20 protein-coding genes are annotated in these 21273 nt (G+C 73.3%); 13 read left to right on the forward strand and 7 right to left on the reverse strand.

The genetic code is table 11. The annotated features are described in order from the left end of the window. Positions 1-99 precede the first annotated feature (99 nt). The 9 genes from pdhA (ACFW3D_RS09840) to ACFW3D_RS09880 all read left to right on the forward strand — a co-directional run bounded on the left by pdhA (ACFW3D_RS09840) (position 100) and on the right by ACFW3D_RS09880 (position 9090). On the forward strand, positions 100-1200 hold the full coding sequence (gene pdhA, locus ACFW3D_RS09840) for a pyruvate dehydrogenase (acetyl-transferring) E1 component subunit alpha (RefSeq protein WP_500503302.1): 1101 nt from the start codon (positions 100-102) through the stop codon (positions 1198-1200). Continuing rightward, positions 1197-2222, forward strand: coding sequence for an alpha-ketoacid dehydrogenase subunit beta (locus ACFW3D_RS09845; protein ID WP_500503304.1), 1026 nt, complete (start codon positions 1197-1199; stop codon positions 2220-2222). Before pdhA (ACFW3D_RS09840) ends, ACFW3D_RS09845 begins: the two co-directional genes overlap by 4 nt. Next, positions 2222-3583: a dihydrolipoamide acetyltransferase family protein gene (locus ACFW3D_RS09850; RefSeq protein WP_500503306.1), complete on the forward strand. Its 1362-nt coding sequence runs from the start codon at positions 2222-2224 to the stop codon at positions 3581-3583. Before ACFW3D_RS09845 ends, ACFW3D_RS09850 begins: the two co-directional genes overlap by 1 nt. Before the next feature lie 28 nt (positions 3584-3611). After that, entirely contained in the window at positions 3612-4523 is a 912-nt protein-coding gene (locus ACFW3D_RS09855; protein ID WP_500503308.1) for an NTP transferase domain-containing protein, read from the forward strand. After that, on the forward strand, positions 4520-5929 hold the full coding sequence (locus ACFW3D_RS09860) for a molybdopterin molybdotransferase MoeA (protein ID WP_500503310.1): 1410 nt from the start codon (positions 4520-4522) through the stop codon (positions 5927-5929). The genes ACFW3D_RS09855 and ACFW3D_RS09860 overlap by 4 nt, the downstream gene beginning before the upstream one ends. Continuing rightward, a complete protein-coding gene (locus ACFW3D_RS09865) occupies positions 5926-6996 on the forward strand; it encodes a potassium channel family protein (protein WP_500503312.1) in 1071 nt (356 codons plus the stop codon). Before ACFW3D_RS09860 ends, ACFW3D_RS09865 begins: the two co-directional genes overlap by 4 nt. 10 nt (positions 6997-7006) lie before the next feature. Further along, entirely contained in the window at positions 7007-7978 is a 972-nt protein-coding gene (locus ACFW3D_RS09870) for an NAD(P)H-quinone oxidoreductase (protein ID WP_500503314.1), read from the forward strand. A 74-nt stretch (positions 7979-8052) separates the two neighbouring features. Further along, the gene (locus tag ACFW3D_RS09875; protein ID WP_500503316.1) at positions 8053-8409 is read left to right on the forward strand and encodes a hypothetical protein; all 357 of its coding nucleotides are present in this window, start codon (positions 8053-8055) and stop codon (positions 8407-8409) included. A 117-nt stretch (positions 8410-8526) separates the two neighbouring features. Further along, positions 8527-9090, forward strand: coding sequence for a bacterial proteasome activator family protein (locus ACFW3D_RS09880; protein ID WP_500503318.1), 564 nt, complete (start codon positions 8527-8529; stop codon positions 9088-9090). A 116-nt stretch (positions 9091-9206) separates the two neighbouring features. Here the strand turns inward: ACFW3D_RS09880 and ACFW3D_RS09885 are convergent, their stop codons facing one another. Then, positions 9207-10979 (reverse strand): Stk1 family PASTA domain-containing Ser/Thr kinase, encoded by a 1773-nt coding sequence (locus ACFW3D_RS09885; RefSeq protein WP_500503320.1) that lies wholly within the window; start codon positions 10977-10979, stop codon positions 9207-9209. Between the two features lie 236 nt (positions 10980-11215). Between ACFW3D_RS09885 and ACFW3D_RS09890 the strand changes: the two genes are divergently transcribed. Then, the gene (locus tag ACFW3D_RS09890; RefSeq protein WP_500503322.1) at positions 11216-12781 is read left to right on the forward strand and encodes a protein kinase domain-containing protein; all 1566 of its coding nucleotides are present in this window, start codon (positions 11216-11218) and stop codon (positions 12779-12781) included. Between the two features lie 8 nt (positions 12782-12789). On the opposite strand, the gene ACFW3D_RS09895 is transcribed toward ACFW3D_RS09890, so the two are convergent. From ACFW3D_RS09895 to ACFW3D_RS09905, 3 genes are all read right to left on the reverse strand, one after another. Further along, positions 12790-13818: a phosphotransferase gene (locus ACFW3D_RS09895; protein WP_500503324.1), complete on the reverse strand. Its 1029-nt coding sequence runs from the start codon at positions 13816-13818 to the stop codon at positions 12790-12792. Then, entirely contained in the window at positions 13815-14183 is a 369-nt protein-coding gene (locus ACFW3D_RS09900) for a pyridoxamine 5'-phosphate oxidase family protein (protein WP_500503326.1), read from the reverse strand. Before ACFW3D_RS09900 ends, ACFW3D_RS09895 begins: the two co-directional genes overlap by 4 nt. Before the next feature lie 91 nt (positions 14184-14274). After that, a complete protein-coding gene (locus tag ACFW3D_RS09905) occupies positions 14275-15075 on the reverse strand; it encodes a carbon-nitrogen family hydrolase (RefSeq protein ID WP_500503328.1) in 801 nt (266 codons plus the stop codon). Positions 15076-15207: 132 nt separating this feature from the next. Here ACFW3D_RS09905 and ACFW3D_RS09910 point away from each other — a divergent pair, with 132 nt between their 5' ends. Continuing rightward, positions 15208-16038 (forward strand): maleylpyruvate isomerase family mycothiol-dependent enzyme, encoded by an 831-nt coding sequence (locus ACFW3D_RS09910; protein WP_500503329.1) that lies wholly within the window; start codon positions 15208-15210, stop codon positions 16036-16038. A gap of 15 nt (positions 16039-16053) precedes the next feature. Here ACFW3D_RS09910 and ACFW3D_RS09915 read toward each other — a convergent pair whose 3' ends face one another. From ACFW3D_RS09915 to ACFW3D_RS09925, 3 genes are all read right to left on the reverse strand, one after another. Then, the gene (locus ACFW3D_RS09915; protein ID WP_500503331.1) at positions 16054-17358 is read right to left on the reverse strand and encodes an MFS transporter; all 1305 of its coding nucleotides are present in this window, start codon (positions 17356-17358) and stop codon (positions 16054-16056) included. After that, entirely contained in the window at positions 17358-18038 is a 681-nt protein-coding gene (locus ACFW3D_RS09920; protein ID WP_500503333.1) for a GntR family transcriptional regulator, read from the reverse strand. The genes ACFW3D_RS09915 and ACFW3D_RS09920 overlap by 1 nt, the downstream gene beginning before the upstream one ends. A gap of 93 nt (positions 18039-18131) precedes the next feature. Beyond that, positions 18132-18830 (reverse strand): response regulator, encoded by a 699-nt coding sequence (locus ACFW3D_RS09925; RefSeq protein WP_500503335.1) that lies wholly within the window; start codon positions 18828-18830, stop codon positions 18132-18134. A 310-nt stretch (positions 18831-19140) separates the two neighbouring features. Between ACFW3D_RS09925 and pdhA (ACFW3D_RS09930) the strand changes: the two genes are divergently transcribed. Both pdhA (ACFW3D_RS09930) and ACFW3D_RS09935 read left to right on the forward strand, forming a co-directional pair. Next, positions 19141-20292, forward strand: coding sequence for a pyruvate dehydrogenase (acetyl-transferring) E1 component subunit alpha (gene pdhA, locus ACFW3D_RS09930; RefSeq protein WP_500503337.1), 1152 nt, complete (start codon positions 19141-19143; stop codon positions 20290-20292). 2 nt (positions 20293-20294) lie between these two features. Further along, on the forward strand, positions 20295-21269 hold the full coding sequence (locus ACFW3D_RS09935) for an alpha-ketoacid dehydrogenase subunit beta (RefSeq protein WP_500503339.1): 975 nt from the start codon (positions 20295-20297) through the stop codon (positions 21267-21269). Positions 21270-21273: the final 4 nt, after the last annotated feature.

Raw genomic sequence — 21273 nt, forward strand, 5'->3', positions numbered from 1 at the left:
GGACACACCTGTAGCCAAAATGCCTCCGGCGACCGAACAATCGGTAGGGGAGCGATACCCGCTCCCCCGATCGAACACGCCCACGAGGAGGTGCTCGCGATGACCGTCCTGGACCAGCACGTCTGGCAACCCCGCACCGACCCGGCGCCGCTGCTGCCCGACCCTGAGCCGTACCGACTGCTCGGCACCCCCGAGGCAGGCGCCCTCGACGCGGGACTGCTGACCACGATGTACGGGCAGCTGGTGTGCGGCCGCCGCTACAACCGGCAGGCCACAGCGCTCACCAAGCAGGGCAGGCTCGCCGTCTACCCCTCCAGCACCGGCCAGGAGGCGTGCGAGATCGCCGCGGCACTGGCCCTGGAGCCCCAGGACTGGCTGTTCCCCAGCTATCGCGACACCCTCGCCGCCGTCGCCCGCGGCGTCGACCCCGTCGAGGCGCTGACGCTGCTGCGCGGCGACTGGCACACCGGCTACGACCCGCGCGAGCACCGGGTCGCCCCGCTCAGCACGCCGCTGGCCACCCAGCTGCCGCACGCCGTGGGCCTGGCGCACGCCGCCAGGCTCAAGGGCGACGACGTCGTGGCGCTCGCCATGGTCGGCGACGGAGGCACCAGCGAGGGCGACTTCCACGAGGCGCTGAACTTCGCCGCCGTGTGGCGCTCCCCCGTGGTCTTCCTCGTGCAGAACAACGGCTTCGCCATCTCGGTGCCGCTCGCCAAGCAGACCGCCGCCCCGTCGCTGGCCCACAAGGCCGTGGGCTACGGGATCCCCGGCCGGCTCGTCGACGGCAACGACATCGCGGCCGTCCACGCCGTGCTCACCGAGGCCGTGGCCCGCGCCCGCGAGGGCGGAGGCCCGACCCTGGTGGAGGCGATCACCTACCGCATGGACGCCCACACCAACGCCGACGACGCCACCCGCTACCGGGAGGACTCCGAGGTCGAGGCCTGGCGCGAGCACGACCCGGTCGCCGTGCTCGAGCGCGCGATGCGCGAGCGGGACCTGCTCGACGAGGCGATGGTCCGCGACACCGCGGAGGACGCGGAGCGGATGGCCGCCGCGCTGCGCGAGCGGATGAACGAGGACGCGGTCCTCGACCCGATGGACCTGTTCGCACACGTCTATGCCGAGCCCACCCCGCAGCTGCGCGAGCAGGCCGCGATGCTGAGGGCCGAGCTGGAGGCCGAGGCACAGTCATGAGCACCGCCACCACCGCGACCCCCGTGGCCGCCGGACGCAAGCCGGCCACCATGGCCCAGGCGCTCAACCGCGCGCTGCGCGACTCCCTCGCCGAGGACCCGTCGGTCCACCTCTTCGGCGAGGACATCGGCACCCTCGGCGGCGTCTTCCGGATCACCGACGGCCTCGCCAAGGAGTTCGGCGACAGCCGGTGCACCGACACCCCGCTCGCCGAGGCCGGCATCCTCGGCACGGCCGTGGGCATGGCGATGTACGGCATGCGCCCCGTGGTCGAGATGCAGTTCGACGCCTTCGCCTACCCGGCGTTCGAGCAGCTCGTCAGCCACGTCGCCAAGATGCGCAACCGCACGCGCGGTGCCATGCCGCTGCCCATCACCATCCGCGTGCCCTACGGCGGCGGCATCGGCGGCGTCGAGCACCACAGCGACGCGTCCGAGGCGTACTACGCGCACACCCCCGGTCTGCACGTCGTCACCCCCGCCACGGTGGCGGACGCCTACGGGCTGCTGAGGGCCTCGATCGCCTCCGACGACCCGGTGATCTTCCTCGAGCCGAAGCGGCTCTACTGGTCCAAGGCCGACTGGTCGGCGGACGCCCCGGAGGAGGTGGCCCCCATAGGGCGGGCCGTCGTCCGCCGCAGCGGCCGCTCCGCCACCCTCATCACCTACGGCCCGTCGCTCCCGGTCTGCCTGGAGGCGGCCGAGGCCGCGGTGCAGGAGGGCTGGGACCTGGAGGTCGTCGACCTGCGCAGCCTGGTGCCCTTCGACGACGAGACGGTCACCGCCTCGGTGCGCCGGACCGGCCGCGCGGTCGTCGTCCACGAGTCCACCGGCTTCGGTGGTGTGGGCGCCGAGATCGCCGCCCGGGTCACCGAGCGCTGCTTCCACCACCTGGAGGCCCCGGTCCTGCGGGTCGCCGGCTTCGACATCCCCTACCCGCCGCCGATGCTGGAGCGGCACCACCTGCCCGGTGTCGACCGCATCCTGGACGCGGTCGGGCGCCTGCAGTGGGAGGAGGCGTGATGGCCGTCGTCCGCGAGTTCGCCCTGCCCGACCTGGGTGAGGGGCTGACCGAGGCCGAGATCGTGCGGTGGATGGTGCAGGTCGGCGACGTCGTCGCCATCGACCAGCCGGTCGTCGAGGTCGAGACGGCCAAGGCCGTGGTCGAGGTGCCCTGCCCCTACGGCGGCGTGGTCACCGCGCGCTTCGGCGAGGAGGGCCAGACCCTCGACGTCGGGCGGCCGCTGCTGACCGTCGCGGTCGGCTCCGCCGACGGGCAGGCGGCAGGTGCCCCCGCGCCCGCCGCCCCGGCAGCCTCCGCCGACGGCGACTCCGGGTCCGGGTCCGGGTCCGGGTCCGGCAACGTCCTGGTCGGCTACGGCACCAGCGGTCCCGCGGCCCGGCGCCGCCGGGTCCGTCCGGCGCCGGCTCCCGTCGCGGTCGCCCCCGCGCCGGCCCCCGCTCCGGCTCCTGTGGCCGCGGTCGCCGTACCGGTCCGGCACGAGGGTCCCGTCGCCGTCATCTCCCCGCTGGTGCGGCGCAGGGCCCGGGAGCACGGCCTCGACCTGCGCGCTCTGACGGGATCCGGCCCCGACGGGCTGATCCTGCGCTCCGACGTGGAACGGGCCATCACGGCCGGGTCCACCGCGCCGATCGCCGCGGTCACCCCGGCGGCGGCCGCCGTACCGGCCGCCGAGGGCACCCGCATCCCACTGCGCGGCATCCGCGGTGCCGTGGCCGAGAAGCTCGGCCGCAGCCGGCGGGAGATCCCCGACGCCACCTGCTGGGTGGACGCGGACGCGACGGAGCTGCTCGCGGCACGGGCCGCGATGAACGCGGCGGGCGGTCCGAAGGTCTCCGTCCTCGCGCTGTTCGCGCGGATCTGCGCGGCGGCCCTCGCCCGCTACCCGGAGCTCAACTCCACGGTGGACACCGAGCGCGGCGAGATCGTGGTGCTGCCGCAGGTGCACATCGGCTTCGCGGCGCAGACCGATCGCGGCCTGGTCGTGCCGGTCGTCCGGGACGCCCACCGGCGCAGCACGGAGGAGCTGTCGGCGGAGATCGGCCGGCTCACCGAGGCGGCCCGCTCCGGCGGACTGACCCCGGCCCAGCTGACCGGCGGCACCTTCACGCTCAACAACTACGGCGTGTTCGGTGTCGACGGCTCCACGCCGATCATCAACCACCCCGAGGCGGCGATGCTCGGTGTCGGCCGGATCACCCCCAAGCCGTGGGTGCACCAGGGCGAACTGGCGGTGCGTCAGGTCGTCCAGCTGTCGTTCACCTTCGACCACCGGGTGTGCGACGGCGGTACGGCCGGCGGCTTCCTCCGCTTCGTCGCGGACTGCGTGGAACAACCGGCGGTGCTGCTCCGGGCGGTGTGAACACGTCACGGTGGGCGATACTCCGGGCATGACTCCGGAGCCGCGTGAGCCGCGTGACCACCCATCGCCGCGTCCGCCGTACGAGCAGCCCCACGACGCGGTCGTCCTCGCCGGCGGCGCCGCCAGGCGCCTCGGCGGGGCCGACAAGCCGGGACTGCCGGTCGCCGGGCGGGCGCTGATCGACCGCGTCCTGGACGCGTGCGCGGGCGCGGCCACCACGGTGGTCGTCGGCCCGCGCCGCCCCACGGTCCGCCCGGTGGCCTGGGCCCGGGAGGAACCGCCGGGCGGCGGCCCGCTGCCCGCGCTCTCCGCCGGGCTGCAGCAGGTCACCGCGGACGTGGTGCTGGTGCTCGCCGCCGACCTGCCGTTCCTCTCCCGTACGACGGTGGACGCCCTGCTCACCGCCCTGCGCGGCGCGGAGGGCGAGGACGGGGTCGTGCTCACCGACCCCGACGGCCGCGACCAGACGCTGGCGGCCGCCTACCGGACCGAGGCACTGCGTCAGCACCTGGCGCTGATCGCAGCCGAGCACGGGACCCTCACCGGGCTGCCGTTGCGCCTGCTCACCGGTGAACTCGCCCTGCGACGGCTGCCCGACCCCACCGGGGAGGCCTCCTTCGACTGCGACACCTGGGACGACCTCTCCACAGCCCGGGCCCGTATCAGGGAGCATGGGGGCGTGTTGGATGAATGGATCGCCGCAGCCAAGGCCGAACTCGGCATCGACCTCGACGTCGACATCCGTATGCTCCTCGATCTCGCCCGGGACGCCGCGCACGGCGTCGACCGCCCCGCAGCGCCGCTGACCACCTTCCTGGTGGGCTACGCGGCGGCCACGGCGGGCGGCGGCGAGCAGGCCGTCGCGGAGGCCGTCAGGCGCGCCTCCGCGCTGGCCGAGCGGTGGGCGAAGGAAGCGGAGAGCGGGGACCCGGACGCATGAACCTGCCGGGTGCGGCGGGCGGTGCCCGCGACACCGGTCCCGGGGACGCCGCCGACGACGAGCTGGACGCGGCGCTCGCCCTGGCCAACGGGCGGGCCGCCGGCCGGTACGGCCCCGTGCAGCCGCCTTCCGGCGACGGCCCCGACGGTGCCCGGTCCCCCCTCCCCCGTTCTCACGGGACTCACGGGACTCACGGGACTCACGGGACTCACGGCGGAACGCACGGCGGTCACCACGACCTGCCGTGGCCGCGGGCCCGGCGCATCGCCGGCTCCGCCGCAGGACCGCTGGGACGGCTGACCCTGCCGCTCGACGCGGCGCTCGGGCACGCGCTGGCCGAGCCGCTGACCGCGCTCACCGACCTGCCCTCCTTCGACACCTCCGCGATGGACGGCTGGGCCGTCGCCGGCCCCGGCCCGTGGCGCACCGAAGGCAGTGTCCTGGCCGGGCAGCGGTCCACGACCCCGCTGCTCGACGGCCACGCCACCGTCATCGCCACCGGGGCCGCGCTGCCCCCCGGGACGACGGCGGTGCTGCGCCGGGAGCACGGGCGGCTCACGGACGACGGCCTGCTGCACGCCACGCGGGGCGGCCCCGGGCCCGGTCAGGACGTGCGGCCCCGCGGCCAGGAGTGCCGCGGCGGCGACGAGTTGCTGGCGTCCGGCGCGCTGGTCACGCCCGCGGTGCTCGGTCTGGCCGCGGCCGCGGGCTACGACGAACTGACCGTCACCGCGCGGCCCACGGTGGAAGTCCTCGTCCTGGGCGACGAGTTGCTGGACGCCGGGGCGCCCGGCGGCGGCCGGGTGCGCGACGCGCTCGGCCCGCTGCTGCCCGCCTGGCTCACCGCGCTCGGGGCCGGCACGGTCCGCGCGCGGCGGCTGAAGGACGACGCCGGCCTGCTGCAGGACGCCGTCACCGCGTCCACCGCCGATCTCGTCGTCACCACCGGCGGCACGGCGGGGGGCCCGGTGGACTTCGTCCACCCCGTACTGGAGCGCATCGGCGCGCGGTTGCTCGTCGACGGCGTCGCGGTCCGCCCCGGCCACCCCATGCTGCTGGCCGAACTGCCGGGCGGCGGGCGGCTGGTGGGCCTGCCGGGGAACCCGCTGGCGGCGGTATCGGGGGTGCTGACCCTCGCCGTCCCCCTGCTGCGCGCGCTCGCGGGCCGTCCGGCCCCGGTGGCGTACGAGGCGCGGCTCACCGGTGACGTGCACGGCCACCCCACCGACACCCGCCTGGTGCCGGTGGTCCTCGACGAGGAGTCGCAGGCGGCCCCGCTGCACTTCAGCGGTCCGGCGATGCTGCGCGGCATCGCGGCGGCCGACGGCATGGCCGTCGTCCCGCCCGGCGGGGCCGTGAAGGGCGACCGCACGGCCGTTTTGGAGACGGGCTGGGGGCGTCAGTGAGGGACGCGGCCCGCGGCCGTGCCGCCGCACGGACGGGCGCCGACATCGTCCACCTGCCCCACAAGAACGCCGTCGGGCCCCTGGTCCAGGTGGCCCGGCGGCTTCTGCTGGCCCTGCTGGTCCTGGTGCTGACCGTGCTGATCGTGTACGTCGACCGCGGCGGCTACCACGACAACGCCGGCGGAACGATGTCGCTGCTGGACTGCGTCTACTACGCGACCGTCACCCTCTCCACCACGGGCTACGGCGACGTCGTCCCCTACAGCGCGAGCGCCCGGCTGACCAATGTGCTCCTGGTGACGCCCCTGCGCGTGCTCTTCCTGATCATCCTCGTCGGCACCACGCTCGAAGTGCTCACCGAGCGCACCCGCGAGCAGTACCGGCAGCAGCGCTGGAGGTCCACCGTGCGCGACCACACCGTCATCGTCGGATACGGCACCAAGGGCCGTTCGGCGGCCAGGACGCTGACCGGGCACGGGGTACCGGCCCAGCGGATCGTGGTGGTCGACCCCGACCCCAAGGCCGTGGAGTCCGCGGTCGCCGCGGGGTTCGCGGGCGTCACCGGCGACGCGACCCGCAACGACGTCCTGCTGCGGGCGGAGATCCAGCGGGCCAAGGAGCTGATCATCGCCGCACAACGGGACGACACCGCCGTCCTGGTGGCGCTCACGGCCCGCCAGCTGAACAAGCGGATCAACATCGTCGCGTCCGTGCGCGAGGAGGAGAACGCCCCGCTGCTCCGCCAGTCCGGCGCCAACGCCGTCGTCACCAGCTCCGGTGCGGCGGGCCGGTTGCTCGGGATGTCGATGCTCAGTCCGAGCGCCGGCGAGGTGATGGAGGAACTGATCAGCTACGGCAGCGGGCTGGACCTGATCGAGCGCCCGGTCACCAAGGCGGAGGCCGGGCTGGACCCGCGCGGGGTCGGCGACCTGGTGGTGGTCGTCAAGCGCGGCCACCGGCTGCTCGACCACGACAACCCCGAGGCGAGTCCGCTGCAGTTGACCGATCGGCTCATCGTCATCCACAGGACGAGTCAGGACGACCCGTCGCACCTCCCGCAGGGGTAGCGTCGGCAGCATGCATGCGATCACCATCCCCGAACCCGGCGGCCCGGACGCGCTCGTCTGGGCCGAGGTCCCCGATCCCGTACCCGCCGAGGGCGAGGTACTGGTCGAGGTCGCCGCGACCGCCGTCAACCGTGCCGACCTGCTGCAGCGGCAGGGCTTCTACGACCCGCCACCCGGCGCGTCCCCCTATCCCGGCCTGGAGTGCTCGGGCCGCGTCGCCGCCGTGGGGCCGGGGGTGAGCGGCTGGTCCGTGGGCGACGAGGTGTGCGCGCTGCTCGCGGGCGGCGGCTACGCCGGGAAGGTCGCCGTCCCGGCGGGGCAGCTGCTGCCGGTGCCCAAGGGCGTGGGGCTGGTCGAGGCGGCCGCCCTGCCCGAGGTGGTCTGCACCGTCTGGTCCAACGTCTTCATGATCGCCCACCTGCGTCCCGGTGAGACGCTGCTGGTCCACGGCGGTTCCAGCGGCATCGGCACGATGGCGATCCAGCTGGCCAAGGCGGTCGGCGCCAAGGTCGCGGTCACCGCGGGCAGCGAGGACAAGCTCGCGAAGTGCCGTGAGCTGGGCGCGGACCTCGGGATCAACTACCGGGAGCAGGACTTCACGGCGGAGGTCCGGGAGGCTTTCGGCGGTGCCGACGTCATCCTCGACATCATGGGCGCGAAGTACCTGGGCCGGAACGTCGAGGCCCTCGCGGTCAACGGCAGGCTGGCCGTGATCGGGCTCCAGGGCGGCGTCAAGGGCGAGCTCGACCTCGGCCGGATGCTGGCCAAGCGGGCCGCGATCACCGCGACCTCGCTGCGCGGACGGCCGCTGGAGGAGAAGGCGGCCATCGTGGCCGCGGTGCGCGAGCACGTCTGGCCGCTGCTGGAGTCCGGGGTGGTGCGCCCGGTCGTGGACCGTACGCTCCCCATGCGCGAGGCCCCGGAGGCGCATCGGCTGGTCGAGGCCAGCAGCCATGTCGGCAAGGTGCTGCTCACGCTCTGACCGCCGCCGGACGGCCGGTACGGCCCGCACGGGCACGACTGGCCGCCCATGACGCTCCGTGTGACGCTGGAAGCATGGAGTTGCGGAAGGTGGTCGTGGCGGCGACGGTGACCGGAGTCGCCCTCCTGGTCACCGGCGTGGCCACGCCGCCCCCTCCCCACCCGGCGGCGTCCTCCGGGCTGGCCGGCAGCGAGCCGGGTGAGGGACGCAGGCACCCCGGCCGGGCGGAGCCGCCGCAGATCCCGGGCGACGGCAGCGGCCCGCCCCCGGCGACCGTCCCCGTCCGCGTCGAGGAGCCGCAGGACCAGGGCCCGGCCGCCGTCCGGGCGCCCGTGGGGCGGGTGCTGGAGGTGCTGCCGCTCGGCGCGGGGCTGGTGCTGATCGGACTGGGCCTGGGCTTCCTCGGTCTGCGGTTGCGCCGTGGCCGCTGACCTCCCGGCGCCGCGCACCGGGCCGGTCCGGCCGCGAACGGGGGCCGCCCGGAGGGGTAGAGCGGGACGGCGGGGGGCACAAATCCCGGAGAGGCGCCGGTGCGCGACAATGGCGGCATGGAGATGCCGATGAACGAACGGTCGCAGGAGAGCCCGCAGGTCCTGGTCGTCGGCCCGGACGGGATGGCCCTCGGCGGCGGCGGACACGCCGGCCGCGCCGGAGAAGGCGACGAGCAGCGCGAGGTCCCCGTGACGGAGATGGTCGAACAGCCCGCGAAGGTCATGCGGATCGGCAGCATGATCAAGCAGCTCCTGGAAGAGGTCAAGGCGGCACCCCTGGACGAGGCGAGCCGGGTGCGCCTGAAGGAGATCCACCACAGCTCCGTGAAGGAGCTGGAGGCGGGGCTCGCCCCCGAGCTGGTCGAGGAGTTGGAGCGGCTCTCGCTGCCCTTCGCCGAGGACGGCGTGCCGAGCGACGCCGAGCTGCGGATCGCCCAGGCGCAGCTGGTGGGTTGGCTGGAGGGCCTCTTCCACGGCATCCAGACGGCCCTGTTCGCCCAGCAGATGGCCGCCCGCGCCCAGCTGGAGCAGATGCGCCGCGCGCTGCCGCCCGGTGTGGGTCACGAGGGCGACGAGGAGGGGCACGCCCCGGGCGGGGCGCGCACCGGCCCGTACCTGTGAACCGGCGGCGCCAGGACGGTACGTACGCGTAGGTACAGACGGCGGGGACCCATGGGGTCACCCGCCGTCCGTCGTTGTCCGTCCGCGGTCGCCGCGGGGGCGGCGCGCGGGGCTTGTCAGCCGCCCTGGCCGGTGGAGACCCAGATGGTGATCTTGTCCTTCTCCGGCTTGAACGCGCCGTAGGTCTTGGGCTTCTGGTCGACGACCGCGCCCTTCCCGTAGATCTGCTCGTTGCGGTACTTGACCTCGTAGTCCCAACCGGCCGCGTCCATGCAGGACTTGACGGAGTCGACGTACTTGGTGAAGAAGTCCGGCATCACCACGGAGTCCGGGTCGTCGCCCAGGTAGCTCTTGGTGGCCTCGGTGCAGCGCGAGGCGTCGATGGTGCGGGTCTGGTCCGCCTGGCTGACGCCGGGTGCGGGTTCGTCCTCCGCCGGCTCCGAAGGGGTCTCCTGGCGGTCGGTGGCGGTGGCGGAGTTGCCGGGCCGCGAGTCGTAGGTGGGAGTGCCGCCGGTGTCGCCCTCGTCGCCCTTTCCGCCCATCGACATCGCGATGACGACGACCACGACCACCGCGATCACGGCGACCGTGGCGCCGATGGCGACGACCGCCGTCGAGGCGCCGCCGCCCCTGCGGCCGCCGCCCGAAGGGGTGCCGGGGCGCATCGTGTAGGGCGGGGTGGCGTGCTGCTGCGCGGCCTGCGGGTGGGGGGAGTGGGGCTGGTGCGACTGGTGGGGCCCGTGCGGGGCGTTCTGCGGGTAGCCGTAGGCGGGGCCGGGTGGCGGGGTGTGGGCGCCGCCGTGGCCGCCGGTGCCCCACTGCTGCCGGGGCTGGGGCTGGGGCTGCGGGTAGGGAGCCTGGGCCGGGGCCTGGTACGGGGTCTGCACGTGCGGCGGCGGGGTGCGCAGGTCCCCCTGCACCGGCGGGAAGACCGCCGAGGAGACGTCCTCGCCGCGGCCGCGCGGGCGCGGCCCGCCACCGATGATCAGGGGTGCGGTGCCGCCGCCGTGGCCCGGTGAGGCCACCCGCTCCGCCTCGTCGCGCATGGCGTCGGCGGTGGGGAAGCGCTCGGCGGGGTTCTTCTTCAGGGCCCGCGCGACGAGCGCGTCGACGCCCGGCTGCACCGCCCGGTTGAGCGCCGAGGGGGGCGGCGGTACCTCCTGGACGTGCTGGTAGGCGATGGCCAGCGGGGAGTCGCCGTCGAACGGCAGCCGGCCGGTGAGCAGCTCGAAGAGCAGGCAGCCCACCGAGTACAGGTCGGAGCGCTCGTCCACGCCCCGTCCCAGCGCCTGCTCCGGCGAGAGGTACTGCGGGGTGCCGACCACCATGCCGGTCTGCGTCATCGACGAGACGCCGGACTGCATCGCGCGGGCGATGCCGAAGTCCATCACCTTGACCACGCCGCGCTTGGTGAGCATCACGTTGCCCGGCTTGATGTCCCGGTGGACCAGGCCCATGCTGTGGCTCTCGGAGAGCGCCGCGAGCACGTCCGCGGTTATCTTCAGGGCCTTCTCGGTGGGCATCGCGCCGAACCGCGCGATGTCCTCGTCGAGCAGTTCGCGCAGCGGCTTGCCCTCGACGTACTCCATGACGATGTACGGCACGAGCGCGCCGTCGACGGTGTCCTCGCCGGAGTCGAAGACCGAGACGATGTTGGTGTGGTTGAGCCTGGCGACGGCCTGCGCCTCGCGCCGGAACCGCTCGCGGAAGGACTGTTCCCGGCCGAGGTCCGTGTGCAGTGTCTTGACGGCCACCGGACGGTCCAGCACTGTGTCGTGTGCCAGGTGCACGGCGGCCATGCCACCCTGTCCCAGCAGGTCGCGGAGTACGTAGCGACCGTTGCCGACCGAGCGACCCGAATGAGTGCCCCGCGTGCCGTCCCCGCTCATCCGTACCCGTCCCCTTGACGTTCCCCCTGGGCGCACGGCGCGTACGCACAAGACAGTTGTCCCGATCCTGCCCGCCCAGTCTGCCCGACGGCCTGGACAGGTCAAGTTCGTTGACCCGTTCGTCACCGGATGCGTATGAATCCCTTCACGGGTGGCTCCGGAGCGCGTACGTCGCGGAACGCGGTAGCGTGGTGCGCTGGAGGACCCTGTACGGCGACGATCGACGGCGAGGACTGATGGCACAGACGACAGCCGCCGGGGGCCCTGACGAGCCCTCTGCCGACGGCCGGGGCGTGCCCGACTCGCCCGAGCAGTGGGGCGCCGGAGGCCTGGTCGGCGACGGCCGCTACCGGCTGACCCGGCGTCTCGGACGCGGCGGCATGGCCGAGGTCTTCGCCGCCGAGGACGTCCGCCTGGGGCGGACGGTGGCCGTCAAGCTGCTCCGCTCCGACCTCGCCGAGGACCCGGTCTCCAAGGCCCGTTTCACGCGCGAGGCGCAGTCCGTCGCCGGCCTCAACCACCATGCGGTGGTGGCGGTGTACGACTCGGGCGAGGACGTCACGCCGGGCGGCACCGTGCCGTACATCGTGATGGAGCTCGTCGAGGGCCGAACGATCCGCGACCTGCTGCTGGGTTCCGACCAGCCGCCGCCGGTCGACCAGGCGCTCATCATCGTCTCGGGCGTGCTGGAGGCGCTGGCCTACAGCCACGCGCACGGCATCGTCCACCGGGACATCAAGCCGGCGAACGTGATCATCACCAACACCGGCGCGGTGAAGGTGATGGACTTCGGCATCGCGCGGGCGCTGCACGGCGCCTCGACCACGATGACGCAGACCGGCATGGTCATGGGCACCCCCCAGTACCTGTCGCCGGAGCAGGCGCTCGGCAAGACCGTCGACACCCGCTCCGACCTGTACGCGACGGGCTGCCTGCTCTACGAACTCCTCGCGCTGCGGCCGCCCTTCACCGGCGAGACCCCGCTGTCGGTGGTCTACCAGCACGTGCAGGACGAGCCGCGGCCGCCCTCCGAGCTCAGCTCCCGGGTGCCCCCGGAGCTGGACGGGCTGGTGCTGCACGCGCTCGCCAAGAGCCCGGACGACCGCTTCCAGACCGCCGAGGAGATGCGCGGCGTCGTCCAGTACGCGCTGAGCATGCTGAACGAGCGCGGCGGCCACACCGGCACCTGGAACACCGGTTACGTGCCCGCGCCGAACGCCGCCCCGACCACGCCGATGGGCGTCCCCCCGCAGTACGGGCAGCAGAACCCGCACAACACCGCGGAGTTGCAGCCGCCGCTGCTGCTCGGCCCGCCCGGCGGTGACGGCGGCGACCACGGCTACGGCCACGGACAACCCCCGCGCGGCGGCGGGCGCTGGGTCAAGCCGGTGCTGTTCGTGGTCGCGGCGGTGCTCGCCGTCGCGCTCGGCATCTACTTCGCCGTCGCCAAGACCGGTGACAAGGAGCCCCCGGCGGAGAAGGTGACGCCGACGCAGTCGCAGCCGGAGAAGCCGACCTCGCAGCCGACCCAGGACGACTCCACGGGCGGTACGCAGGAAGAGGGCACCGGCGGCATCACCCAGAAGCCGTCGTACACCCCGAGCCCCTCCTACACGCGGCCGACCTCGGAGGCTCCGGCGACCTCGCAGGCGCCGACCAAGGAGCCGAGCGCCCCGGCCAGCTCCGCGCCGCCCACGCCGACGCAGTCCGCGACCCCGTCCGAGACCCAGGGCACCACGGGAGAGACCTCGGGCGGAAGCGCCGGCACCGAGGGCGCCGACGCCGGTGCGGTCGGCGGCTGACCTGCGGGTCAGCCCGTGAAGGCCTCCAGCACGGCCTCGTACGCCGCGGTCCACCAGACGACCAGGGCGGACGAGGCCGGGAAGAGGGGGTCGGTCCTGCGGTCCTCGAGGACGTAGCGCCAGCGCAGCATCCAGAAGTCGTTGAGCCGCTCCCACCACACCCGGTGCACGGCCGCGGCCAGTTCGTCCTCCGCCACGCGCGCGGCGCCGCGGTAGGCCCGGGCGTACGCGCGGATCTTGTCGAGGTCCAGGGCGCCGCCGGGGTGCACGAAGAAGATCACGGCGGCCCGTACCGCCTCCTCGGCGCGCGGCTGCACGCCGAGCCGGTCCCAGTCGACGATGGCGACGGGTTCGTCCTCGCGGTAGAGCAGGTTGAGCGGGTGGAAGTCGCCGTGCACCCAGCCGGACACCGGGCCGGCGGCGTCGGGCGGGCGGCGGTGGGCGTGACGTTCCAGCAGGGTGCGGCGCTCCAGCAGCCGGTGCTCGGCCAGTTCGTCGAAGGTCTCGCGCGGGGCGCTGGCGCGCACCCGGCGCAGCAGGGCGGTGATCAGCGCGTAGGTCAGTTCGGGGTCGGCGCTGGCGTGCCGGCCCGGCTCGGGGGCGGGCTGCACCCGGGCCAGGGTGGTGTGGACGAGTCCGAGCAGCGCGCCCAGGCGGCGGGAGTCGGCGGCGGTGAGTTCGCCGCCCTCGCGGTGCCGTCCCTCCACCCACGGGTAGAGCGCGAAGCAGCGGCCGCCGACCACGGCCACGGTGCGGCCGTCGGCGTCCGGTACCGGCGGGGCGACGGGCAGGCCCACCTCGTCCAGCCGCTGGGTCGCCCGGTGCTGGCGGGCGATGACGGCGGAGTCGGCGGTGGCGCTGTCGACGTACAGCTTGAGGAAGTAGCGGCCGCGGGTGGTGGCCAGCCGGAATCCCCGGTTCAGTAAGCCCTGGGCAACGGGTTCGCAGGACAGCGGGGCGCCGGCGTCCGTGTATCGGCGCAGCAGGGTGTCCAGTGTCCCGGCGGAGGGCGGCGCCGTCGCCGAACTCCCGATCACCAGGCAGATGCTAGATCATTCCGGTGGTGGACTCGCGGGTCGAGCCGTACGTACACATGGCCCGGCTCCCGGCTTGTATCGTTTTGACGATCTGTGCCGAAGAGCGCCTGTTGTGCCGTCGACGGGTGGAAGGCGCGCGCCGTTCCGAGGAACTGCACCGCCCAGCCGGCTTCGAGGTCGTCCGCCTGGTAGGCCACGACCGTACCGTCGACGCCCCACGTGCGGTCGGTGCGGATCAGCACGGAGTCGTCGGCGACGACGTGCCGTGCCACGGCGATGTACGGCAGGGCCCCCCGCGTCAGCGCCAGCCGCCCGTACCGAACCCTTCCCAGCAGCGCCAGCGCAGCGCGCCCCTCGAATTCCATGGGAACCACCTTGCCGGGCCGGGCCCCCGGAGGCGCAGAGCACTCCGCCCCCACCTCCGGGGCCGATGGTCCCTGATGGGGCCATACCGCCTCAACCGGCCGAATCCGGCACCGGCAGGCCCAGCACCCGGTCGCGCAGCACCGGGAAGTCCGCCCGGGTCTTCGCCACCAGGTCCGGGTCGAGGTCGGCGGTGAGGACCTCCTCCCCCGCTCCGGCCTCGGCGACGACGGCGCCCCAGGGGTCGACGACGACGCTGTGCCCGGCCAGCTCCACCCCGGCGTGGGTCCCGGCGGTGCCGCAGGCCACCACGTAGGCCTGGGACTCGATGGCACGGGCCCTGGCCAGCAGCGTCCAGTGCTCGCGACGTCGCGCGGGCCAGCCGGCCGGGACGACCAGGACGGTGGCGCCGGCGTCGACGAGCAACCGGAACTGCTCGGGGAAGCGCAGGTCGTAGCAGGTGGCCAGGCCCATGGGGACGCCCTGGACGTCGGTGGTGACGATGCGGTCGCCGGCGCTCATGAGCACGGCCTCGCCCCGGTCGAAGCCGAAGCGGTGGACCTTGCGGTAGGTCGCCCGCAGTTCGCCGTCGGGGGAGAAGAGCAGCGAGGTGTTGTACAGCGCGCCGTCGGCGGCGCGCTCGACGATCGACCCGGCGTGCAGCCAGACGCCCGCGTCGAGCGCGGCGGCGCTCATGACCTCGGCGGTGGGACCCTGCAGCGGCTCGGCCTCTGGCTGGAAAAGATCGGCGGCGAAGGCCCCGACGGGCCACAGTTCGGGCAGGACGACCAGGTCCGACCCGGCTTGTCCGCGCACGAGCGACGCCACCCGTTCGCGCCGGGCGTCCACCGCTTCGCCGGGGTCGACGTCGATCTGGAGCAGGGAAACGCGCACAGTACCACCGCCCATGAGTTCGGCACGTTCTTGCGGGCCTACGATCGTCACACGAAAGCACTCCCGTGGTGTCACTGCGCAGCGTAATTTAAGGCGCACACCACGACCGCGCACCGACCGTCGAGGGGTCCCGTGACCGGCACCGTCCACAGCCAGATCCAGCCGTACATCGACGCCTGGACCCACTCCATAGAATCCATAGCCGAGTTGGTCCGCCCCGTTCCTGCGGGCGCCTGGAACCGGCCGACCGATTGCCCGTACTGGTCCGTGCGCGACGTCGTGTCGCACGTGATCGGCTTCGAGTGCGAGCTGCTGGGCGATCCCCGGCCGATCCACACGCTCCCCAGCGACCTGCGGCACATGACCACGGAGCACGCCCGTTACGTGGAGGTGCCGGTCGACAAGCGGCGGCACCACACCGCGCCCGAGGTGGTCGGCGAGCTCGACTACACCATCATCCGCCGCTCCCGTCAGCTGCGGAACGAGACCCGTGGCGCGCAGGACACCGTCCGCGGCCCCATGGGCAGGGAGATGACCCTCGAGGAGCTGCTCAAGTGGCGGGTCTTCGACGTGTGGGTGCACGAGCAGGACCTGCGCCGGGCACTGGGCGAGCCCGGCAACCTCGACTCGCCGGGCGCGGTCGTCGCCCGGGACCACATCCTCGCCGAGCTGCCGAAGGTGGTCGCCGAGCGCGCGGGCGCCCCGGCGGGCTCGGCCGTGGTGTTCGACGTCCACGGCGAGCTGGAGTTCATGCGGACGGTCCGGGTCGACACCGAGGGCCACGGCTCGATCGACGGCAGCGTCTCGCTCGGTCCCGCGGTCACGCTGACCCTGGACTGGGAGACCTTCGTCCGGCTGACCTGCGGCCGCACGCGCGCACACGTGGTGGAGGACCGGCTGAAGACCGAGGGCGACCAGGCGCTGGCCGACGCGATCCTGGCGAACATCGCCGTCACGCAGTGACGCCGGGGGGAGCGTTCATGTCCCGGCGGGGACGTGGACGCTCTCGACGCGGCTGACGGCGATGCGCTGCCGCTCCAGCCGTGCGGCCCGGCCGCGCAGCCGCAGGATCTGCACCAGGCCCAGTGCCTGGAGGACGAAGACGCTGCTCCAGGCCAGCCGGTAGTCACCGCCGCCGACGTCCAGCAGGACGCCGATGGCCAGCAGTGCGGCCATCGAGGCGGTGAAGCCGCCGATGTTGACGATGCCGGAGGCGGTGCCGAAACGCTCGGGCGGGTTGGCCGGGCGGGCGAAGTCGAAACCGATCATCGACGCCGGGCCGCAGGTGCCCAGTACGACGCAGAGCAGCACGAGCAGCCACAGCGGGGCGTGGTCCGCGGGCCAGACCAGGACCACCGCCCACATCACCGCGGTCGCCCCGACGACGCCCAGGGTGAGCGGCATCCGGGCGCCGTGGTGGCGGCCGATGATCTGCCCGAAGAGCATCCCGAAGACCATGTTGGCGATGACCACGACCGTCAGCAGGGTGCCCGCGGTCTCGCGGGACAGCCCCTGGTCCTCGACCAGGTACGGCAGCCCCCACAGCAGCAGGAAGACCATCCCGGAGAACTGGGTGGTGAAGTGCGTCCACATCCCCAGCCGGGTGCCGGGCTCCCGCCAGGCGGCGGCGATCTGCCGTTTCACGTAACCGCGCCCGGGGTGCTCGGCGGGCGCCGGCTCGAAGCCCTCGGGGTGGTCCTTCATGAAGACCAGCACCAGGACGAGGACGAGCGCGCCGCCCAGCGCCGTTCCGACGAAGGTGGCGGTCCAGCCCGCGGAGTGCAGCAGCCGCGCCAGCAGCACCGTGCTCAGCAGGTTGCCCGCGACGCCGAACAGCGCGGCACCCTGCGCGATCACCGGCCCGCGGCGGGCCGGGAACCAGCGCGAGCCGAGCCGCAGCACGCTCACGAAGGTCATGGCGTCGCCGCAGCCCAGCACCGCGCGGGCGGCGAGGGCCGGGCCGTACCCGTGCGAGAGGGCGAAGCCGAGCTGGCCGGCGGTGAACAGGACGATGCCGATGGTCAGCACCTTCTTGGTGCCGAGGCGGTCGACCATCAGGCCCACGGGTATCTGCATGCCCGCGTAGACCAGCACCTGGAGGATCGAGAAGGTGGACAGCGCCGAGGCGCCGATGTGGAAGCGTTCCGCGGCGTCGATGCCGGCGACGCCGAGGCTGGTGCGGTGCACGACCGCGACCGTGTAGACGAGGGTGCCGATGCTCCAGACGGCGACCGCCCTTGTGCCGCCGGGCGGTTCACCGGTGGTGGTGCCGCTCGTCCCCATCACTCCCCCCGGGCCAGGTGGCTCACCCAGCTGACGTGCCGCTCGACCAGCGCGGCCGCCAAGGGTGCGTCTCCCGCGCGCAACGCCGTGAGGATCTCGGTGTGTTCGGCGACGTTCTTGGCGATGCGGCCCGGCTCGGCGTGCATCGTGGCCACACCCATCCGCAGTTGACGGTCCCTCAGCTGGTCGTACAGCTGGGACAGGATGCGGTTGCCCGCGGCGCGCACGATCTCGGCGTGGAAGCAGCGGTCGGCCGCCGCGAAGGCGGTCAGGTCGCCCGTGGCGGCGTGGCCGCGCTGCTCGTCCAGCAGCTCCTCCAGGCGGGTCAGCAGCCGCTCCGGGGCGGGCACCACCTTCCTCACCGCGTGGCGCTCCACGAGCAGCCGGGTCTCCACGACGTCCGCGATCTCCTGGGCGGAGACCGGCAGCACCAGGGCGCCCTTCTTCGGGTAGAGCTTCAGCAGGCCCTCGGCCTCCAGGCGCAGCAGGGCCTCGCGGACGGGGGTGCGGGAGACGCCCACCGCCTCCGCCAGTTCGCCCTCGCTGAGCAGGGTGCCGCCCTCGTAGCGGCGGTCGAGGACCGCCTGTTTGACGTGCGTGTAGACCCGCTCTGCGGCGGGCGGCTGCTTGACGGCCGGCCCGGCGGTGCTGCCGGCGGTCGCGACGGGGCTTCGGGTCATGATGAGCACAGCATAGATACAAGACGTATGCGCCGGCAGTCCGCGTCCGGCATACGGACTGGTACGTGGGTCGCCGGTGCGGGCCGTGGACGGTCAGGAACCGGGCGGTCCGGAGCCCGCCCCCGGGTCCGTGCCGGCGGAGCCGCCGCTGCGCAGCCGCGCGACGTAGGCGGCGGCCTGGGTGCGCCGCTGCATCCCGAGCTTGGCGAGCAGGGAGGAGACGTAGTTCTTGACCGTCTTCTCCGCCAGGTGGAGCCGGTCGCCGATCTGCCGGTTGGTGAGGCCCTCGCCGATCAGGTCGAGGATCCGCTTCTCCTGGTCGGTCAGGTCGGCGAGGCGGTCCTCCTGGCGGCCCCCGCCGCCGCGCAGCCGCTCCAGGACGCGCGCGGTGGCGACCGGGTCCAGCAGCGACCGGCCCCTGGCGACGTCCCGGACGGCGCCGACCAGGTCGCTGGCCCGGATGTCCTTCAGCACGTAGCCCGACGCGCCCGCCATGATCGCGTCGAAGAGGGCCTCGTCGTCCGCGTAGGAGGTGAGCATCAGGCACGCGATCCCGGGCTGGGAGGAACGGATCTCCCGGCACACCTCGACCCCGCTGCCGTCCGGCAGCCGTACGTCCAGCACCGCCACGTCGGGACGCACGGCCGGGATCCGGGCCAGTGCCTCGGCGGCCGTACCGGCCTCGCCGACGACCTCGATCCCGTCCTCGGCGGCGAGGAGCTCGTGCACCCCCCGCCGGACGACTTCGTGGTCGTCCAGTAGGAAAACCGTGATACCCGACTTTTCGGTCACAAGTTCAGCGTTGCACACGCGACCCGCGCCGACCTCTTACGAAGAATCGATCCTCGGGATACCGTGCCGTTGTCCCGGTGGCCTGCGAGAACGCCCATTTACTAGGAAATCCAAACAAAACCGCAGGTAGAACACCCTTCGCGCGAAAGCGGAAGGTGTGGGTAACGTTCACTTCGCAGGGCCTCCTGCCGGGTCGACCAACACTCCCGGCTCGGCCGTGCCGCACACACCCCGTGCGCCGCGACGAGTCGGGCAGGAGCCGCACTGGCCGCCGGCGGATCCCGGGGGCCGGACAGACGGAGGAGCAAGCGTGAGCGTGAAAAGCACTGCCGCGAAGCCCCGTACGCCCCGTACGGGCACGCGCGGTGGAGCGAAGCGCCGTGAGGGCGAGCCGGAGCTGGTACAGCTCCTGACCCCCGAGGGCGAGCGCGTCCAGCACAGTGAGTACTCCATCGACCTGAGCCCCGAAGAGCTGCGCGGTCTGTACCGGGACATGGTCCTGACCCGCCGGTTCGACGCGGAGGCCACCTCCCTGCAGCGGCAGGGCGAGCTGGGTCTGTGGGCGTCGCTGCTGGGCCAGGAGGCCGCACAGATCGGCTCGGGACGGGCCACCAGGGCGGACGACTACGTCTTCCCCACCTACCGCGAGCACGGCGTCGCCTGGTGCCGCGGGGTGGACCCGGTCAACCTGCTGGGCATGTTCCGCGGGGTGAACCACGGCGGCTGGGACCCGAACGAGAACAACTTCCAGCTGTACACGATCGTGATCGGCTCCCAGACGCTGCACGCGACCGGCTACGCGATGGGCATCACCAAGGACGGCGCCGACTCCGCCGTCATCGCCTACTTCGGCGACGGTGCCTCCAGCCAGGGCGACGTCGCGGAGGCCTTCACCTTCGCCGCCGTCTACAACGCTCCCGTGGTCTTCTTCTGCCAGAACAACCAGTGGGCCATCTCCGAGCCCACCGAGAAGCAGAGCCGCGTCCCGATCTACCAGCGTGCCGCCGGCTTCGGCTTCCCCGGCGTACGGGTCGACGGCAACGACGTCCTCGCGGTCCTCGCGGTCACCCGCGCCGCCCTGGAGCACGCCCGCTCCGGCCAGGGCCCGATGCTCGTCGAGGCCTTCACCTACCGGATGGGCGCCCACACCACCTCCGACGACCCCACCCGCTACCGCCTCGACGAGGAGCGCGAGCAGTGGGAGCACAAGGACCCGATCCTGCGGCTGCGCAGCTACCTGGAGAAGGACGGCATCGCCGACGAGGCCTTCTTCGCCGGCGTCGAGGCGGAGAGCGAGGCGCTCGGCAAGCGGGTCCGCGAGGCCGTGCGCGCCATGCCCGACCCCGACCCCATGTCGATCTTCGAGAACATCTACGCCGACGGGCACGCCCTCGTCGACGAGGAGCGCGCCCAGTTCGCCGAGTACCAGGCGTCGTTCGCGGACAGCACGGAGGGTCACTGACCATGGCAACGATGACCATCGCCAAGGCCCTCAACGAGGCGCTGCGCAGGTCCCTGGAGACCGACCCCAAGGTCGTCCTCATGGGTGAGGACATCGGCAAGCTCGGCGGCGTCTTCCGGATCACCGACGGCCTGCAGAAGGACTTCGGCGAGCAGCGCGTGATCGACACCCCGCTCGCGGAGTCCGGCATCGTCGGCACCGCGATCGGCCTGGCCCTGCGCGGCTACCGCCCCGTGGTGGAGATCCAGTTCGACGGCTTCGTCTTCCCCGCGTACGACCAGATCGTCACCCAGCTCGCCAAGATGCACGCGCGCGCCCTGGGCAAGATCAAGCTCCCGGTCGTCATCCGCATCCCCTACGGCGGCGGCATCGGCGCGGTGGAGCACCACAGCGAGTCGCCCGAGGCGTACTTCGCGCACACCGCCGGACTCAAGGTCGTCTCCCCGTCGACCCCGCAGGACGCCTACTGGATGCTGCAGCAGGCGATCGACTCCGACGACCCGGTGATCTTCTTCGAGCCCAAGCGCCGCTACTGGGACAAGGGCGAGGTCGACACCGACGGCATCCCCGCCCCGCTGCACAAGGCCCGTACGCTCCTCGAGGGCACCGACCTCACCCTGGCCGCGTACGGCCCGATGGTGAAGGTCTGCCTGGAGGCGGCCGCCGCGGCCGCCGAGGAGGGCCGTAGCCTGGAGGTCGTGGACCTGCGGTCGCTGTCCCCGCTGGACTTCGACGCCGTCCAGGCCTCGGTGGAGAAGACCCGCCGCCTGGTCGTCGTGCACGAGGCGCCGGTGCAGCTGGGCATGGGCGCGGAGATCGCGGCCCGCATCACCGAGCGCTGCTTCTACCACCTCGAGGCCCCGGTGCTGCGGGTCGGCGGTTTCCACGCCCCGTACCCGCCGGCCCGGGTGGAGGAGGAGTACCTGCCCGGCCTGGACCGGGTACTGGACGCCGTCGACCGCTCGCTGGCGTTCTGAGGAG

The organism is Streptomyces sp. NPDC058864 (assembly GCF_042742985.1).
Classification (GTDB): Bacteria; Actinomycetota; Actinomycetes; order Streptomycetales; family Streptomycetaceae; genus Actinacidiphila.

Excerpts from the sequence above, each read along its gene's own strand:
- pdhA (WP_500503302.1), top strand. The coding sequence starts at position 100 with ATGACCGTCCTGGACCAGCACGTCTGGCAACCCCGCACCGACCCGGCG.
- ACFW3D_RS09845 (WP_500503304.1), top strand. The coding sequence starts at position 1,197 with ATGAGCACCGCCACCACCGCGACCCCCGTGGCCGCCGGACGCAAGCCG.
- ACFW3D_RS09850 (WP_500503306.1), top strand. The coding sequence starts at position 2,222 with ATGGCCGTCGTCCGCGAGTTCGCCCTGCCCGACCTGGGTGAGGGGCTG.
- ACFW3D_RS09855 (WP_500503308.1), top strand. The coding sequence starts at position 3,612 with ATGACTCCGGAGCCGCGTGAGCCGCGTGACCACCCATCGCCGCGTCCG.
- ACFW3D_RS09860 (WP_500503310.1), top strand. The coding sequence starts at position 4,520 with ATGAACCTGCCGGGTGCGGCGGGCGGTGCCCGCGACACCGGTCCCGGG.
- ACFW3D_RS09870 (WP_500503314.1), top strand. The coding sequence starts at position 7,007 with ATGCATGCGATCACCATCCCCGAACCCGGCGGCCCGGACGCGCTCGTC.
- ACFW3D_RS09875 (WP_500503316.1), top strand. The coding sequence starts at position 8,053 with ATGGAGTTGCGGAAGGTGGTCGTGGCGGCGACGGTGACCGGAGTCGCC.
- ACFW3D_RS09880 (WP_500503318.1), top strand. The coding sequence starts at position 8,527 with ATGGAGATGCCGATGAACGAACGGTCGCAGGAGAGCCCGCAGGTCCTG.
- ACFW3D_RS09885 (WP_500503320.1), bottom strand. The coding sequence starts at position 10,979 with ATGAGCGGGGACGGCACGCGGGGCACTCATTCGGGTCGCTCGGTCGGC.
- ACFW3D_RS09890 (WP_500503322.1), top strand. The coding sequence starts at position 11,216 with ATGGCACAGACGACAGCCGCCGGGGGCCCTGACGAGCCCTCTGCCGAC.
- ACFW3D_RS09900 (WP_500503326.1), bottom strand. The coding sequence starts at position 14,183 with ATGGAATTCGAGGGGCGCGCTGCGCTGGCGCTGCTGGGAAGGGTTCGG.
- ACFW3D_RS09915 (WP_500503331.1), bottom strand. The coding sequence starts at position 17,358 with ATGGGGACGAGCGGCACCACCACCGGTGAACCGCCCGGCGGCACAAGG.
- ACFW3D_RS09920 (WP_500503333.1), bottom strand. The coding sequence starts at position 18,038 with ATGACCCGAAGCCCCGTCGCGACCGCCGGCAGCACCGCCGGGCCGGCC.
- ACFW3D_RS09935 (WP_500503339.1), top strand. The coding sequence starts at position 20,295 with ATGGCAACGATGACCATCGCCAAGGCCCTCAACGAGGCGCTGCGCAGG.